At 73.8% G+C, this 15,724-nt stretch carries 13 protein-coding genes and 1 pseudogene; 8 read left to right on the plus strand and 6 right to left on the minus strand.

What is annotated here, in order from left to right; translation table 11 throughout:
• Positions 1-10: 10 nt before the first annotated feature.
• A complete protein-coding gene (locus DVR05_RS16720; RefSeq protein WP_116246822.1) occupies positions 11-913 on the plus strand; it encodes an energy-coupling factor ABC transporter ATP-binding protein in 903 nt (300 codons plus the stop codon).
• 307 nt (positions 914-1,220) lie between these two features.
• Here DVR05_RS16720 and DVR05_RS16725 read toward each other — a convergent pair whose 3' ends face one another.
• The 5 genes from DVR05_RS16725 to DVR05_RS16745 form a co-directional block, all read right to left on the minus strand.
• A complete protein-coding gene (locus DVR05_RS16725) occupies positions 1,221-2,267 on the minus strand; it encodes an ABC transporter substrate-binding protein (protein ID WP_232832185.1) in 1,047 nt (348 codons plus the stop codon).
• Positions 2,264-3,100 (minus strand): ABC transporter ATP-binding protein, encoded by an 837-nt coding sequence (locus DVR05_RS16730; RefSeq protein WP_116246823.1) that lies wholly within the window; start codon positions 3,098-3,100, stop codon positions 2,264-2,266. Before DVR05_RS16730 ends, DVR05_RS16725 begins: the two co-directional genes overlap by 4 nt.
• Entirely contained in the window at positions 3,097-4,122 is a 1,026-nt protein-coding gene (locus tag DVR05_RS16735; protein ID WP_116247057.1) for an iron ABC transporter permease, read from the minus strand. Before DVR05_RS16735 ends, DVR05_RS16730 begins: the two co-directional genes overlap by 4 nt.
• A gap of 165 nt (positions 4,123-4,287) precedes the next feature.
• Positions 4,288-6,033, minus strand: coding sequence for a prolyl oligopeptidase family serine peptidase (locus tag DVR05_RS16740; protein ID WP_116246824.1), 1,746 nt, complete (start codon positions 6,031-6,033; stop codon positions 4,288-4,290).
• 3 nt (positions 6,034-6,036) lie between these two features.
• Complete coding sequence (locus tag DVR05_RS16745) at positions 6,037-7,239, minus strand: hypothetical protein (protein WP_116246825.1); 1,203 nt, start codon at positions 7,237-7,239, stop codon at positions 6,037-6,039.
• Positions 7,240-7,355: 116 nt separating this feature from the next.
• Between DVR05_RS16745 and amiA the strand changes: the two genes are divergently transcribed.
• The 7 genes from amiA (at position 7,356) to DVR05_RS16780 (ending at position 15,384) form a co-directional block, all read left to right on the plus strand.
• Positions 7,356-7,538 carry a streptamidine family RiPP gene (gene amiA / locus DVR05_RS16750; RefSeq protein WP_017598926.1) on the plus strand — a complete coding sequence of 61 codons (183 nt, stop codon included), beginning with the start codon at positions 7,356-7,358 and terminating at the stop codon, positions 7,536-7,538.
• An 85-nt stretch (positions 7,539-7,623) separates the two neighbouring features.
• Entirely contained in the window at positions 7,624-8,514 is an 891-nt protein-coding gene (locus DVR05_RS16755; protein ID WP_116246826.1) for a hypothetical protein, read from the plus strand.
• On the plus strand, positions 8,511-9,509 hold the full coding sequence (locus DVR05_RS16760) for a CocE/NonD family hydrolase (protein ID WP_116246827.1): 999 nt from the start codon (positions 8,511-8,513) through the stop codon (positions 9,507-9,509). Before DVR05_RS16755 ends, DVR05_RS16760 begins: the two co-directional genes overlap by 4 nt.
• The gene (locus DVR05_RS16765; protein ID WP_116246828.1) at positions 9,506-10,936 is read left to right on the plus strand and encodes a YcaO-like family protein; all 1,431 of its coding nucleotides are present in this window, start codon (positions 9,506-9,508) and stop codon (positions 10,934-10,936) included. Before DVR05_RS16760 ends, DVR05_RS16765 begins: the two co-directional genes overlap by 4 nt.
• A gap of 10 nt (positions 10,937-10,946) precedes the next feature.
• Entirely contained in the window at positions 10,947-12,041 is a 1,095-nt protein-coding gene (locus DVR05_RS16770) for a hypothetical protein (protein WP_157982458.1), read from the plus strand.
• Entirely contained in the window at positions 12,038-13,699 is a 1,662-nt protein-coding gene (locus tag DVR05_RS16775) for an ATP-binding cassette domain-containing protein (protein ID WP_116246830.1), read from the plus strand. The genes DVR05_RS16770 and DVR05_RS16775 overlap by 4 nt, the downstream gene beginning before the upstream one ends.
• Positions 13,696-15,384, plus strand: coding sequence for an ABC transporter ATP-binding protein (locus DVR05_RS16780; protein WP_116246831.1), 1,689 nt, complete (start codon positions 13,696-13,698; stop codon positions 15,382-15,384). Before DVR05_RS16775 ends, DVR05_RS16780 begins: the two co-directional genes overlap by 4 nt.
• Before the next feature lie 157 nt (positions 15,385-15,541).
• On the opposite strand, the pseudogene DVR05_RS27935 reads toward DVR05_RS16780, so the two are convergent.
• A pseudogene (locus tag DVR05_RS27935) lies at positions 15,542-15,708 on the minus strand (ISAzo13 family transposase); the annotation flags it as partial.
• Positions 15,709-15,724 lie beyond the last annotated feature (16 nt).

Consider the following 15,724-nt stretch of genomic DNA (forward strand, 5'->3'; position numbering starts at 1 on the left):
GGAGACACGCATGTGTGCCCGACCTCCCGACCCCCGCGCGACCAGGGCGGCGGACCCCGTGCCGCCCGGCCCCGACGTCCCGCCCGTCCTGGCCGGGCAGGGCCTGCACTACGACTACGCGGACACCGGACCGGCGGTGGCCGGGGTGGACGTGCGGGTCCGCCCCGGCGGGCTGCTGGCGGTGCTGGGCCCCAACGGGGGCGGTAAGACCACCCTGCTGCGGCTGCTGGCGGGCAGCCTGGCCCCCACCCGGGGGACGGTGCTGCTGGACGGTGACCCGCTGCCGCGCGGCCGACGCGGACGCGACCGTCTGCGCCGCCGCGTGCAGATGGTCTTCCAGGACCCCGACGACCAGTTGTTCTCCGCCACCGTCGGCCAGGACGTGTCGTTCGGCCCCCTCAACCTGGACCTGCCCGCCGACCGGGTCCGCGAGCGTGTGGACTGGGCGTTGGCCGCGCTCGGCATCACCGCGCTCGCCGACCGGCCCACCCACCTGCTCTCCTACGGCCAGCGCAAGCGGGTGGTGCTGGCCGGGGCGATGGCGATGCGCCCCGACGTGCTGATCCTGGACGAGCCCACGGCCGGGCTGGACCCGGCGGGGGTGGCCGAACTGGTGTCGACCCTGGACGGGTTGCGGGCCCGGGGCGCCACGCTGGTGGTGTCCACGCACGACGTGGACCTGGTGCACGGCTGGGCGGACCGGGCGTTGGTCCTGGACCGGACGGTGCTGGCGGAGGGGCCGGCCGGGGAGGTGCTGGGCGACACCGACCTGCTGGCCCGGGCCCGGCTGCGCCCCGCCTGGGGTCCCCTGGTGGGGCGGGCGCTGCGCGCGCACGGGCTGCTGCCCGACGACGCCGCCGACCCCGCCTCACCCGAGGACCTGGCTCGGCTCCTCGGGAGGTCTGACCGATGAGTCCTCCACCATCGAAGCCGCGACCGTCGAGGAGGTCGTCGGACTCGTGTCGAAGCCCCCGTGCGCGGTCGCGCGGGGCGTGGTCGGGGTCCGGCCGTCGCGGGAACCGTCGCAGCTGTTGCGCACCGGGTTCGACGGAGGCCGGTGGCCTGACGGGACCACGTGCGGGCAGGTGCCGCGATGGTGGCTGACCTGCCCGCACAGGAACCGGACCCGGAACGCCGGGGGTTCGGGGCCGCGAGCGCGACGGCTACCCGGCCTCGCCCGTAACGGCCCCGGCGGGCTCGGAGTCCTCGTGAACCCTCCTTCAGCCCGTCTGGAGCGCGTCCGGGTAGAGCCGCCGGGCGATCGTCTCCACGGCGTCGACATTCCCCAGGGCACCGGGGTACAGGTCACTCGCGGGGACGGCGATGAGGAGATCGTCCTGCACGGCCGGGACGTCGGGGAAGGTGCTGCGAAGGTACGCGCGGGTCCGCTCTTCGTGCTCGGGTCCGCTCACGCCGAACACGATGGCTTCGGGAGCGCGGCTGATGATCTCCTCAGGGTTGATCTGGGCGGCGAAGAAGTCGGCGAACTCGGGCGCGTCGGGGTCGAAGACGTTGTCGCCGCCGGCGGTCTCGATGATGTCCGCCTCGATGCCGGCGCCGATGGCCGACAGCGAGTTGCCCTCGACGTAGACCTGCGCGACGGTGGGCCGCGGAGAGTCGCCGATCGCGTCCTCCACGGCGGCCAGCCGTTCCTCGACGTCCTGTGTGAGCTCCTCGGCCGCGGCGGGGACGTCCAGGATGGCGCCGAGGTCGGTGATGTCCGTCAGCACGTCGGTGACCTCCGCGGTGTTGCGGCGGTCGGCGCAACCACCGGTCGCGACGTAGGCCCGGGCTCCGTTCTCGTTCAGTTGCTCGATGCTGGCGAAGCCCTGTTCGGCCGTGAACTCGTACTCCGTCGGGGAGACCACGAAGTCGGGGGTGACGGCGAGCAGGTCCTCGCGGGCCGGCGGTGCGTCCGCGCTGAGCACCGGGATGTCGGCGGCCTCGTCGGCGATGTCGTCCGGCAGTGCCGAGACCTCGGTCTGGGCCTGGCCGACGATGGAGTCCCGCACACCGAGGCGGATGAGCAGTTCGGTCTGCGAGGGCATCAGTCCGACGACACTGCTGGGAGTGGTGTCGAAGGACAGCTCCCGTCCGCAGTTCGTGACCGTCACGGTCTGCCCGGAGTCGCCGGTGTCCGCCGCGTCGGTGGTGACGCCGGTACCGCAGGCGGTCAGCGCCAGCGGTAGCACGGCCAGGGCGGCGCGTGCGGTCGGGAGGGGGCGGGAACGGCGCCGGGACACGGCCCGGGTGGCATTGCCTGTCATGGGGTGCTGATTTCTTCCTGGGTCGTGATGGATGGGTTCGGGGAGTCGTGATCGTTCGGCTTCAGCGGGCTGCGGGCGTCGAAGAGCAGATGCCGCCGTCCGGAACGCGGATGGGCGACGGCTGTCGACTCGACGCCGAAGACCGAACGGACCAGGTCGGTGTGGAGCACCTCGTCCGGGGCGCCGAGGGAGAGCAGGCGCCCCTCGGCCAGGACGCCGATGGCGTCGCAGGAGCGCGCGGCCAGGTTCAGGTCGTGCAGGGCGACCACCACGGTGCGGTCGGTGGCTCTGACCAGATCGAGGAGTTCGAGCTGATGGGCGATGTCGAGGTGGTTCGTGGGCTCGTCCAGGACGAGCACGGGTGTGTCCTGGGTGAGCGCGCGGGCGAAGAGCACGCGCTGGCGCTCGCCACCGGACAGGGCCGAGAACGGGCGGGCCTCCAGGTGCGCGGCGCCGACCCGGGTGAGGGCCTCCCGCGCCAGGGCGATGTCGCGGTCGGAGTCGCGTCCGTATCCGCGGCCGTGCGGGATGCGCCCGAGCAGCACCATGTCGAGGACGGCGATCTCGAACTCCTCGCTGTGCTCCTGTGCCATCACCGCCACGTGCCGGGCGAGCTCCTTGCGCTTCAACGCGGTGATGTCGGTGCCGTCGAAGCACACGCGGCCGACTGAGGGGGTCGCGAGCCCCGCCACGGTGCGCAGCAGGGTGGACTTGCCGCTCCCGTTGGGCCCGAGCAGCCCGAGCACGGTGCCCGAGGGCACCGAGACGCTCACGTCGGTGACGACGGGCCGTCCGCCGCGGTGGGCGGTGAGGTTCTCGACGTCGACTCTCATCGGCCCACCCCCACGCTGTCGGCGCGGTCGCGGCGCAGCAGCCACAGGAAGAACGGTGCTCCGACCATCGCGGTGAGCACGCCCAGGGGGATCTCCGCGGGAGCGGCGAGGACCCTGGCCAGGAAGTCGCAGGCGGCGAGGAACACCGCTCCGCCGAGCAGGGCGACCGGGAGCATCCTGCGGTGGTCGGAACCGACGATGATGCGGGCGATATGGGGGATGATCAGCCCGACGAAGCCGATGCCTCCGGAGACCGCGACGACCGATCCGGTCAGCAGGGCCGCGGCGACGAGGGCGCCGCTGCGCAACCGGTTGACGTTGACGCCCAGGGACGCGGCCGCGTCGTCCCCGACGAGGAGGGCGTTGAGCGCCCGGGCGCGGAAGGCGGCGTAGAGCCCCACGACGAGCAGTGCCGCCGAGGGCAGGGCGAGGTGGCCCATCGTGGCGGCGGAGACCGAACCCAGCAGGAAGAACATGATGCTGAAGACGTTCTGCGCCTCGGTGGTGATGGTCAGGTAGCTGGTCACGGCGCTGAACAGGGAGCCGAGGGCGACGCCCGCGAGGATGAGGCGCTGGGGCGCGATGCGCCCGTTCTTGTGGGCCAGGGCGTAGACGGCCGCGGTGGCCAGGAGCGCGCCGAGGAAGGCCGCTCCCCCCACCCCGAGGGAGCCGGCCCCCACGCCCAGGACGATGAACGAGACCGCGCCGACCCCGGCGCCGGCGGAGACGCCGAGGATGTAGGGCTCGGCCAGGGAGTTGTGGACCACGGCCTGCATCAGCGCACCGGCCAGGGCGAGCGCGGCACCGGCGGTCGCGGCCAGAAGCACGCGGGGCAGCCGGAACTGCCAGACGGCGTTGTCCTGCACCGTCGTCAACGACCCGTCCGACATCCACGGCATCCCGGGCACGAGGTGGCCGATGACGATACGCAGGGCGTCGGCAGGGGACACGTCGATCGTGCCGGTGCTCGTCGACAGCAGCACCACCGCGACCAGCGCGAGAGCCAGGACCGGGACGAGGATCCGGGCGGCGAGCACGCCGCGCCGCCGGGCGTCGGCCGCGGGGGCGGCCGGGCCCGCGGCGCCGCCGGGAGGTGCTCCCGCGGGGCGCGTCTGGGGCAGGAGGCGGGGGAGGGGAGTCGACACGCGTCTCTCGTTCGTTGCTCGTGCCATCTGTCGGGGGCTCTCTCAGGTCGTTGACGGAGCGGTCTGTACTGATCCGGTGGTGGCGGCGGCGAAGCTGAGGACGGTCGCCCCGAGACGGTGGAGGCTGTCGAGGTGGTTGCCGCCGTGACCCGTGTCTGGGGCGCGCCACACGGTGGCGTCGCCCCCGACCCGGCGCAGCGCGTCGACGACCGCCAGGGTGTCGTCGGCGACCACCCGGGAGTCCTCCGCCAACACGATGCCGAGGAAGCGGGGGAGAGCGGTGCCGGAGGCGAGGGTCAGGGCACGGTGCAGTGGTGAGATCCGGCGCAGGTGTGCGATCCCCTCGGGGGAGTCCGAGCCCCCGAACTCACCGGCCCACCGCTGTCCGAGCGGGTGGGCACCGAGGTTGAGCAGGTCGAGTGGGGCCGCGGTGCTGACGACCCCGGCGCACAGGTCCGGCGATCCGAGCGCGCAGCTGGTGGCCAGGACTCCGCCGTGGGAGGAGCCCGCCAGGACGAGCAGGTCGGGCCGGGTGAGTCCTGCCTCGACCAGGCCGCGTGCGATGACGGCGAGGTCGTCGACACCGCGGCCTTTGGCGAGGCCGTACCCGGCCCGCCGCCAGGCCGGACCGTGCTCGCCTCCGCCCCGGACCTGGGCGATGGCGTACCGGCCACCCTGCTCGACCCAGGCCGGCACGGTCGGCTCGAACGCCGGCAGACTCGGCACGCCGAAACCGCCGTAGCAGGTGAGGATCAGCGGAGCGGGACCGCGGGCGTCGGCCGGTGAGGTGACCACGACGGGGACGCGTGCGCCGTCCTCGGCGGTGAAGACGTGCCGTTCGGTGCGTGCCGGAGTCTTCCGGCAGGCCGCTGTCGGCCGGTCGGACAGCAGCTCCTCGGCGGATACGACCCGTGGGGGCAGGAACGGGCCTTCGACGAGGGCGTGGAACAGGCCGGCGTCAGCGCTCACGCCGGTCGCGACGGCCGGGGCGCCCCGATACGTGACCTCCCGTTCGGCCACGACCGCCCCCTGGACGAGTCGCACGATGACACTGCGGCCGGCGCGTGCGCCGACGGCGACGATGTCCTGGCCGAGGGCGGCGAAGGAGGTGACTCGCAGGTCCGGGTCGTCCCAGCGCCACCTCTCGGCGCCGCTGCCCGGGTCGAGGCACCGCAGGCGGGTGCCCTCGTCGACGACGACGCCGTCGGCGCAGGGCAGGACCCGGACGATGGCGCCGAACGCGCCGATCTCGATTCCGGTGGCCCGGTCGATGAGGCGGCTGGGGCTTCCCGGGCGGCTCTCGGCGAACAGTCCGCGTCGGCCGCCGGGGAAGAGCCTGAGCCGGGTGTCCGGCGACACGGCCGAGGACGTCGGCCGACCGGTGCGCGCGTCGAGGCGGACGAGGCTGTGGGACTGGCCGGCGACCAGTTCGACACCGGACGAGTCACCGGCCCAGAGCATGGGGTCGTAGCGGCAGCGAACCTCCGGGTAGAGCCGCAGGGCTCCGGTGGCGGTGTCGACCAGCCCCAGCGCGGCGTCCTCGTCCGCCCGCTCGGCCAGTTGGACGCAGATGCTGCGCCCGTCCGGAGCGGGGGCCATGCGCAGGATGTGCCCCTCGGGCTCGATCACCGGGGAGCCGGTGTCCACCCGATAGATTCCGTGGCGTCGGCGTCCGGGCGGTCGGCTGAGCGCGAACCCGTTCTCCGGCAGACCCGGGCGGCCGTGCCATTCCCACTTCGCCAGCGCGGTGTCGATGGCGGGGACGATGGGAGGGAGGGAGTCGTGCATCGCTCACCGGCCGATGGTGTCGACGTCGTCGCCGTGCCAGTGCAGGTGCCCGCCCTCGTCGAGGGGACTGGGCACGGCGACGGTGTCGAGTCCGCCGTCCTGGAACAGGTGCAGTTGGCCGTCGCCCCCTCGGGTCACCGCGACCGTCGTCCCGGTGGGATCGACGGCCACGGAGCGCCGCTGCGCGGTCGAGTCGCCGACGGGGTCCCAGGGCAGGTGCCCGGGGGAGGGCGGGCACGACATCGCGGGAAGCGGGATCCGGTGCGGGACGCCCATCAGCGGATCGGCCCGCTCGATGACGGTGAGCTCGTCCCCGTCGGGATGGATCGTGGCGACGGCGGCCCGGGTGCCGCCGAGCGCGAAGCGGAAGGCCAGTCCCCGAGGCAGCTCCAGGCAGCGCGTCCGGCCGGTGGACAGCTCGATGTCGACCAGGTGGTTCGTCCACCCGGTCCATTTCGCCGGGGACGCCGGACCGCCTCGGACCACGCCCACCGCCCGGCCGGCGGTCGGGTCCAGGCGCAGGTAGTAGGCGCGTCCGGGCACGGGCCAGGCGACGGTGCCGAGTAGGCGCGGGACGCCGTTCTCGACGACGAAACGCTCCAGTCCTTCGCTGGTCGCGGTCGCGGCGATGCCGGTGCGCTGGTCGACGACGTCGCCGTGTCCGTCGTCGGCGATCTCGCGGACGGTCTCACCGGTGATCCGGGGCACGTGGGGGGCGACGTCGAGGCACCGGGAGAGCGGAAGCGCCTCGAGCGCGCCGGGCTCCCGGTGGCGCAGCACGACCGCCGGTTCGCCGCCCGCCTGGTCCGGGACGATCATCGCCCCGGGCTCGCCGACCCGTGAGCGGAACCGTGCCGACCCGCCCCGCTCCAGGTCGACGAGGGTGACGACGTCGCTCCACGCCTCCGCGTTCGCGCCCAGTCCGGTCGTCACCACCACGTAGCGGCCCGAGGCGTCGCAGGCGAGGTGCTCACCGGGGATGGCCACGGGGAAGCGCCGTTCCCCGTGGGGCCCGGAGACCACGAGCGCACCGGAGCGGTCGTCGACGAAGGCCCGTGCGGAGCCGCCCTCGCCACGGCGGGGCAGCGTGAGGACCCCGGCGTGCTCGGCGAGGACGGCGTCGCCGAGCGGTTTCACGGCGCCGTCGGCGACGGCGTAGGTGCGGCCCGCGCGGTAGTCGGCCACGAGGAGCTCCTGGAAGTTCATGGGGCCAGCCTATTGGAAATGACAACCGTTTTCAATTATGGTGAGTCTCGTTCGCTCCCGCGGACACCTGTCGGCACAGATGACCGATACGTCCTGCCTTGAGAAAGGAATCCCCTATGGACAACAAGATCGTCGCCGAGATCGAGGAGCCCGAGCAGCTCGCCCACCTCTCCGCCACGCACTCCAACGCGCTCGTCGAGAACCCCTTCGACGTCGTCGCCGAGATCGAGGAGTCCGAGCAGCTGGCGCACCTGTCGGCCACGCACTCCAACGCGCTGGTCGAGAACCCCTTCGACTGACCCTCGCCCCCTGCGACGTAGTCAGTGAGAACCACCCGGTCGGGCAGCCCCGTGCTGCCCGACCGGGCCGCCTGAGAGGTCGGCCATGCCCCCAGAACCATCCGCCGTCCCCGTGCCGGGGACCGGCGCGCACGTCATCGTCGACGGCGGGCGTACCGATGTCGTACGCACCTCCTCCGGACACTTCCTCCGTCTGGTGTCCCCGCCGCCCGGTCTCCTGGACGCCCTGGGAGGTGCGTCGGGCGGTGCCGGGGAAGCCGCCGAGTACGCCGCGGCGCTTCGGGCGAGGATGTCCGCGCGCGAGGAGGAGGACGCACAGCGCCGCTGGCCGGGCCCGCGGCGCGAGGTCGCCCTGGTCGGCGGCGGTCCGCTCGTCGACGCGGTGGCCGACGCCCTGACCGACTGGGGCGCGTCCGTCACCCGCCACACCGACGGCGCGGCCCTGCTCGCCGCAGTGGACGGCACGGCCGGCGACGATCGCGAGAACGGTGGCGCGGCCGGTCCCCCCAGCGAGGGCGCCTGGCCGTGGGGGCTCGTGGTCGCGTACGCGGACTCACCCGGCGAGCGCGTCGGATGGGACCGGCTCGACGCGCTGCCGAGCCAGGGCGTCGCCTGGCTGCGCGCCTACCGCGAGGGCGAGAACAGTTTCGTCGATCCGATCTGCCTCAGCGGAGACGACCCCGGAGCCGAACAGGTGTACCGGCGACGCCTGGCGGCGAGCCTGGTTCCCCGCGAACTCGACGCCTGGCGGCGCGCGGCCGCGGCCGCCGCGCCCCCCTCGCCCGCCGCGCACACGCTGCTGACCAGCCGACTGCTCACCCTCGCCCTGGCATGGGCACAGGACTCGGACACGTTGGAGGGCTACCGCAGCACGCTGTGGAAGCTGGTCCCCGCTACCGGCACGGTCAGTGAGCACCCGATCCTGGCCTACGACCCGCCGTCCGCCATCGACCGAGGGGCGCGTCAGCGGGTATGACCGAAGAACCCGGACGCGAACACCTCTGCCGGGTGGGCGACGGCACCGTCCTGCGCGGGCGGATCTGGGAATGCGCGCACCCGGAAGGGCTCGTGCTGATCCGCACCCCCTACGACGCAGGCCAGCACGAGACGACGGCACGCTCATGGAACGCCCGCGGCTACCACTGCCTCGTCCAGGACGTGCGCGGACGCTACCGGTCAGCGGGAGCCTGGTCCCCCTACGCGCACGAGGAGGACGACGGCGGACGGGTACTCGCCCACCTGCTCGACGAGTACGACGGGCTGCCGCTGGTCCTCTTCGGCGCCTCCTACGCCGCTCACACCGCGCTGGAAGCCGCCCGTGCCGTGACACGCGACGGCGCGCACCCCGTCTCGGCGATCATCGCCCTCGTCCCCGCCCTCGGACTGGCCGAGACCGCGTGGGACACCCAGGGCTCCCCGCGGATCCCGCACCGGATCGGATGGTGGCACGAACACGGACGCCACCGGCGCTCCCAACCCCCGCTGCCCGCGGGCGAGCTCGACCGACGCGTCGCACAGGCACGCGAGCGGGGCGTCGTCGAGGCCGCCGAGCACTGGGGCTGGTCGCCGTCGGCGTTGACCGGCTGGCGGCGGCTGTGGAGCGCGGAGCGGGTGGACCCGGCGTCGCGCTACGGCTACATCGACGTGCCGCTCCTGGTGATCAGCGGCGACGACGACTTCTTCCACGACGACGCCCGGCGGCTCGCGCGCGCGTGGAGCGCCCCGAGCCATTTCGCCAGCGGCCCCTGGGGGCACCGCCTGGCCGCCGGCGTCACCGACCGGGTCACGCGGTCCGCCATCAGGGCCGCGGGCGGACTGACTCACATCATCGACCCGTGGCTGGCGGCCCAAGGACTGCCCGGCGCCCCGGCGGAGTGGACCGAGATCCTCACGGCCGCGTCCGTGTCCCACACCCGGTCGACCCTCGATCCCGCGTCAGGGGCCTGGCGCCACGAAAGGACCTCACCGTGACCCTCCCCACAACCGGGCGGCACCACCCGGGGACCGCCGACGACGATGCGGCCGGGGCCGACCACCCCCTGCCCGTGGAGGCGCTCGTCGACCCCGAATGCGGCATCATCCGCTCCGTGCGGGCCGTGCCGCACCCCACCGGCGCCCCCGCCTCCTACCTGGGACTGACCGCGGCCGTCGCCGATGCCCGACAGCTCGGTGAGTGGCCGGCCGACCGCGTCTCGCTGGGCACGTCGTTCGACGACGTCGAGCAGGCCAGGATCGCCGCGATCGCCGAAGGGATCGAGCGCTACTGCGGGAACTGGCTTCCCGCGGACCTCGCCGACGACGACCTGCGCACCGGATCCCGTGCGGAACTGCTGGCCGCCGGCCGCAGCCCGATCGACCTCGGCGACCTGCCCCTGTTCGCTCCGTGGCAGTACACCCGCCCCGGGTTCCCCTACCAGCCCCTCACCGAGGACACCCCCACCCTCTGGGCGCGCTGCGACGACCTCGACGGCGCCGAGGTCTGGATGCCGGCCTCGCTGGTCTACCTCAACTGGAGGCAGTCGCGCTTCCGGCACCTGCCGCGTGTCCACCACCTGAACTACGCCGGGATCGCCACCGGGCAGGGGGTCGACGACGCGCGGGACCGGGGGGTCCTGGAGATCATCGAACGCGACGCCCTCGAACTGTGGTGGCACCTGGACGGACCCACCTTCGGCATCGACCCCGTCAGCGTTCCCGGACTCGCCGACGACCTGCGCGGCAGCTCCCTGGAGGTGTCCCTGGTAGCCATGCCCTCGGAGTTCGCCCCCACCGTGGCCGCACTCGTGCACGACGGGGAACGCGGCCTGTACGCCGCGGGGTTCTCCGCCTCGCTCGACCCGGTCAGGGCCGCCCGCAAGGCCGTCCTCGAAGCCGTCCACACATGGGTCTACACCCAGGGCTGCACCACCTCCGACGGGTGGGTCTTCCGTGCCGTCGAGCAGGGCCTGATGGCCCGCGGCCTCTACCTCGACTTCCGCGCCGACGCCACCTATCTCGACGCCGCCGGAGCCCAGTGCGAGCACGTCGTCGACCTGGGCGCGCACGTCCAGCTCTGGCTCGACCCCCGGGTCCACGGGGAGGCCCGCCGCTTCACGGCGCCCGCCCTGGGGATCCGGCCGATCACCGACGTCCCGGCCGTGTCGATGGACGACGTCTACCAGCGGCTGGCCGCCCACGGGCACCGCGTCCTCACCCGCGACCTGACGACGAGCGATGTCCGTCGCACCCCGCTCCGGGTGGTGCGGAGCTTCGTCACGGGGCTCGTCCCCAACGCCCCCGCCGCCTTCGCGTACCTCGGTATGTCCCGTTTCGAGCACGCGGCCCTCGACCGGGGGTGGCGCACCTCCTGGGGCGGGGGCCCGACGGACGTCACCCTCATCCCGCCCCCGCACATGTGAGGCCGCACCCATGTCCCGCCCCATCCCACCGCCCCCCGCACCGCCCGACGCCGAGCGCGGTCCGGCGGACCCCTCGCGCCTGCCGCCCGCGCTGGCACGCGCCCTCTCGACCGAAACACCGGGCCCTCCCCTCCCGCCCGGGCCGCGCGCCAACCCCTGGCACCGGGCCGGAGCCAGCCCGGTGCCGGTGCCCGAACGCGAACGCGCCCTGCTCGACGGCCTGTGGCGCGGAGCGGGACACCACCGCCTGGCCGACGGGACTGTGACCCGAGTCCCCCGGCGCCCGGTGCCCTCCGCGGGAGCGACCTACCCCGTGCACACCCACCTGGTCGTCGGCGCGGACGGCCCCCTGGAGCCGGGGCGGTACGCCTTCGACCTGGAGCACGGCACCCTCCGCCGCCGCGACGAGACCCGCGAACGGGAAGCGGGCTGGAACGTCCCCGGCACGGGCGCCGACGTGACGGGGACCCACCTGGTCCTGACCGTGCAACCCGGTCGGAGCTTCGGCCGGTACCGCCACCGAGCCTGGCCGCTGTGGATCGCGGACACCGCCTACGCCCTGACCGCGGTGGAGTTCCTGTGCGCTCCGGCCCCCGCCGCGGTACGGCTGGGCCCCGGTCCGCGGCTGCGCGAGCTGCTCGGCGTTCCGCGTGCGGCCGACCACGGACGGTGGCTCGCGCGCGGACTCGCGCCGGAGATCCCGCTGGCCGCCGTCGAGCTGCCCGACTCCTGGTCGGTCCTCCCCGGGCGCCGGGACGCCCTGGCCGCGAGGCGTTCCCCGGCGATCGGCGAGTTCGAAGCCGCGGTGCGCACACACGATCCGCGGGCCGTGGACGTCGCGAGGGCCTCCGGGCAGGGCTGGGTGCTCGGGGCCCACCGGTTGGAGACGTGGTCCATCGCCACCGACGCGCCCGCCGCCGAGATCGTCGAGGCCCTGTGGCGGGCCCACCGGGCCGCGGCCGACCTGTGTTACGCGGGGGCCCTGTCCCGGCGATGGCGCTGCCGCCCGGTGTCGGGACTCGTCGCCACGCGCGACCGCTGGACCGTCCACGCCCTGGCGATGCTCCCCGGCGAACCCGACCTCGACAAGGAGTCAGCCGCATGATGATCGTCCCCCTGCTGTGGCGTGAGGCGGCCCGGTTCCCCGCGTCTCTGGCACGGAGCGTCGCCCTGCTGGCCCTCGTCTTCCTCACCCACCTCGGACAGGCCGTGGCGATCGCCTGGTCGATGTCGGCGGTGCTGCACGGGCGGGCCCAGGAGGTGCTCGTCGCGCTGTCGCTGATCCTCGGGATCGCCCTGCTGCGCCTGGTGCTCTCCCTGGGGCAGGCGTCGGCCGCCGCGCATCTGGGCGGCCGGGTCAGGCAGGCGGTTCGCCGCCGCGCGATGCGGGCCGCGCTCGTGCCCGAGCGGCTGCACGACACCGCTGCCCGGGACGGCTCGATGCGGGCCAGCCTCGGCGACGGCGTCGACGGCATCGACGCCTACGTCTCCAAGTACGTTCCCGCCATCGTGCAACTGCTCCTCACCTGCCCGATCGTCGTGACCGGCCTGCTTCTGCTCTCCCCGTGGGCGGGACTGTGCGTCGCCGCCGGGGTCGTGCTGGCCCTGATGGGGCCCATGGCGTGGAAACGGATGATGGCCCGACGCGGACTCGACCACTGGGACAGCTACGAGGCGCTCAGCGCCGACCTGCTCGAATCCCTGCGCGGAATGGCCACCCTGCGCACGCTCGGTGACGTGCCCGGCACCCGCGATCGGCTGGGCGACCGCTCGGAGGCGCTGCGCAGGGCCACCGAACGGGTGATGCGCGTCTCCCTGGGCGAGACGGCCGTCATCGACGCGGCCGTCCAGGGGGGAGCGGTCGCGGCGGCGGCCGTCGCTATCGCCCACGCGGTCACCGGGCAGGCCCCCGCCGTCGAGGTCTACCTGCTCCTCCTGCTCTCCTCCGAGGCGTTCCGGCCCATCCGTGACCTCTCGCGGCACTGGCACGCCGGATTCCTCGGCCTCACCGCGGTCCCCGGCCTCGAACGGATCGGGGCCTTCACCGAACAGCGCGACACCGCCCCAGCCCCCACCGCGTCCGGCCCCGGAGGCGACCGGGCGACCGAGGCCCGACGGGCGGACGTACTCCGCGTGACGGGCCTGAGCTTCCGCTACCCCGACGCTCCCGGCGACGTCATCCACGACCTCGATCTGACCGCCCGACGGGGCTCCCTCACCGCGATCGTCGGCGCCTCCGGGGCGGGGAAGTCCACCCTCTTCGACCTCCTCCTCGGTTTCCTCACCCCGCGCACCGGAAACGTCGACCTCGACGGTCGGCCCCTGCGCACCTTTGACATCGCCGTGGTCTCCCAGCGGCCGGTGCTCTTCGCCGGGACCATTCGCGACAACCTCGCGGTCACCGGCGCCACCAAGGAAGCGGACCTCGTCGCGGCCTGCCGCGACGCGGGGATCCTCGACGAGATCCGGCGCTTCCCGCGCGGCTTCGACACCGAGGTCACGGAAGCCGGTACCAGCCTGTCCGGCGGACAGCGCCAACGCCTCGCCCTGGCCCGCGCACTGCTGGCCCAGCGCCCGGTCCTCCTCGTCGACGAGCCGACGAGCGCGTTGGACGCCGACCGTGCCGCGGACGTCGTCCAGGCTCTGCACCGTGTCGCCCGCGACCGCATCGTCATCATGATCAGCCACCGCTCCGAGACCCTCACCGAGGTCCCCCACGTGCTGAGCCTCGACTCCGGACACCTGAACAGGAGCGCCTCGTGAACACCCTCGCCGCGTTCCGAGCCTTCCGCGAACTGCTGCCGGTCCTGCGGCCCGAATGGCGGGGGATGCTCTGGACCTACCTGATCGGCACCGCGAGCATGCTCGGCCTGGCCGGACTGACCGTCCTCACGGCGTGGGCGGTCGGCCACGCCGTCGTGGAGCGGACACCGCCCGGCCCCCTCTGGTGGGCCCTGGTCCTCGGGATCGTGCTGCTGCGCGTGGTTCTGACCTGGCGGGAGATGGACGTTTCCCATGCCCTCGCCTACCGCGTGCTGGCCCGGTTGCGGATGGCGCTGTTCGACGCGTACGCGCGCAGCGTTCCCGGTCGGCGTCGCGAGCACTCCGGACGCGCGGCCGCCGTCGCGATGGACGACATCGAGAAGCTCGAGTTCTTCTACGCCCACACGGTCGCCCAGCTCGGCGCCTCGCTCACCCTGTTCGCCGCCTCCCTCGTCACCGCGTCCGCCCTGTTGCCCGAAGCCGCGCTCGTCATGCTCCTCGGCGCCGCGGTCGTCGCGAGCAGCGCACTGTACTGGGCGCGAGCGGCCAGGCGACTGGGGGAGCGGGAACAGCGTGAGCGCTCGGACCTGTCCGAGCGCATCGTCGACGCCCTGGGCGCCCTGCGGGAGGTACTCGCCTACGGACTCGCCCTTCGGATCATCGTCGAGACCAGCGCCGCCACCGCACGGGCCGCCACGATCGCGCGACGGCGCGAACTGCTGTCGCAGCTGGTCACCGCCGTCCGGGAACTCATCCTCACCGCCGTGGTCATCGGCGTCATCGCCACCAGCGCCACCGCCGCGGGCGTGCTCTCGGAAGGCGCCCAGGTGCGGCTGCCCCCCGCGGAGCTGCCCGCGCTGGTCGCTCTGGCCCTGGCAGGGATCGCCGCGGTCGTCGACGCCACCGACACCCTCACCAGGCTCCATCCACTCGTCTCCGGCGCCGAACGCGTCGCCGCGGGAATCAACCGCCCCTCGGTCGTCACCGTGCCCGAAGCGCCGCGGCAGCTGCCCGACGGGCCGCTCGGCCTCCGGTTCCGGGACGTGTCCTTCTCCTACGAGGGCCGACCGCCGACGCTCACGTCCTGGTCCACCGAACTCGCCCCCGGCGAGCACGTCGGGCTGGTCGGCCCCTCCGGCTCGGGCAAGAGCACGGTCATCGCCCTCGCGGCCCGCCTCTGGGACCCTTCGGCGGGCAGCGTCGAACTCGTTCCCGCGGATGGCGGGGGCATCCCCGTCGCCGATCTCGACGACGCGGCGCTGCGGAGGGCCGTCGCCCTGGTCGACCAGGACGCGATGCTCTTCCACGGCACGGTCCGGGACAACCTGCTGCGCGGCTGCGGGCCGCGGTCCGACGACGACCTGGCCGCCCTGCTCGAACGCGTCGGAGCCGCCGCCTGGATCGGTCTGGACGACGAACTCGGAGAGGGAGGTGTACGGCTGTCCGGCGGCCAGAGGGCACGCCTCTGCCTCGCCCGCGCCCTCGCCCGCCGCCCGCGCGTCCTCCTCGTGGACGAGGTCACCGCCAGCCTCGACCCGGCCACCGAACGACTGATCTCCGGCGTCATCGCGGAATTCCGCGGCACCGTCCTCATCGCGTCCCACCGGGCCGAGACCCTCGCCCGCCTCGAACGCGTCGTCGATGTGTCGCCGTCCGGCCTCGTCACCGCAAGGACCCGCGGCTGAAACGGTGCCCGGGGGGAACCGCCTGCCGGAACCGTGCCTTCCTCCCACGGGAGGGCACGGCCCCGCGTGGAACCGTGAACGGTCCCGGAGCGACGGAGGAACAGGGCCTACGACGGGGGCCTCGGTCTCGTCGTGCGGCTCGTGGCCGGCCGTGCGGGGATGACCGCTCGGAGCTGCGTCGGTTCGAGGAGACCCGGGCGAACAGGCGGTGCTCGATCTTGTCCCACTTCAATGTTCCCGGCGGGGAGTACGGCACGGTGACCTCGATCCCCCAGGCGGGCGAAGCGGCCAGGCCCGGACCCGGTAGCCGTTCGGCCCGCTCGCGATCGGCTGCCCGGTA

The sequence above is a fragment of the Nocardiopsis sp. FIRDI 009 genome, assembly GCF_003386285.1.
Lineage (GTDB): Bacteria > Actinomycetota > Actinomycetes > Streptosporangiales > Streptosporangiaceae > Nocardiopsis.

What these genes read in the sequence shown, in the direction of transcription:
- DVR05_RS16775 (WP_116246830.1), top strand. Translation starts at nt 12,038, where the DNA reads ATGATGATCGTCCCCCTGCTGTGGCGTGAGGCGGCCCGGTTCCCCGCG.
- DVR05_RS16745 (WP_116246825.1), bottom strand. Translation starts at nt 7,239, where the DNA reads ATGAACTTCCAGGAGCTCCTCGTGGCCGACTACCGCGCGGGCCGCACC.
- amiA (WP_017598926.1), top strand. Translation starts at nt 7,356, where the DNA reads ATGGACAACAAGATCGTCGCCGAGATCGAGGAGCCCGAGCAGCTCGCC.
- DVR05_RS16730 (WP_116246823.1), bottom strand. Translation starts at nt 3,100, where the DNA reads ATGAGAGTCGACGTCGAGAACCTCACCGCCCACCGCGGCGGACGGCCC.
- DVR05_RS16770 (WP_157982458.1), top strand. Translation starts at nt 10,947, where the DNA reads ATGTCCCGCCCCATCCCACCGCCCCCCGCACCGCCCGACGCCGAGCGC.
- DVR05_RS16720 (WP_116246822.1), top strand. Translation starts at nt 11, where the DNA reads ATGTGTGCCCGACCTCCCGACCCCCGCGCGACCAGGGCGGCGGACCCC.
- DVR05_RS16740 (WP_116246824.1), bottom strand. Translation starts at nt 6,033, where the DNA reads ATGCACGACTCCCTCCCTCCCATCGTCCCCGCCATCGACACCGCGCTG.
- DVR05_RS16760 (WP_116246827.1), top strand. Translation starts at nt 8,511, where the DNA reads ATGACCGAAGAACCCGGACGCGAACACCTCTGCCGGGTGGGCGACGGC.
- DVR05_RS16725 (WP_232832185.1), bottom strand. Translation starts at nt 2,267, where the DNA reads ATGACAGGCAATGCCACCCGGGCCGTGTCCCGGCGCCGTTCCCGCCCC.
- DVR05_RS16755 (WP_116246826.1), top strand. Translation starts at nt 7,624, where the DNA reads ATGCCCCCAGAACCATCCGCCGTCCCCGTGCCGGGGACCGGCGCGCAC.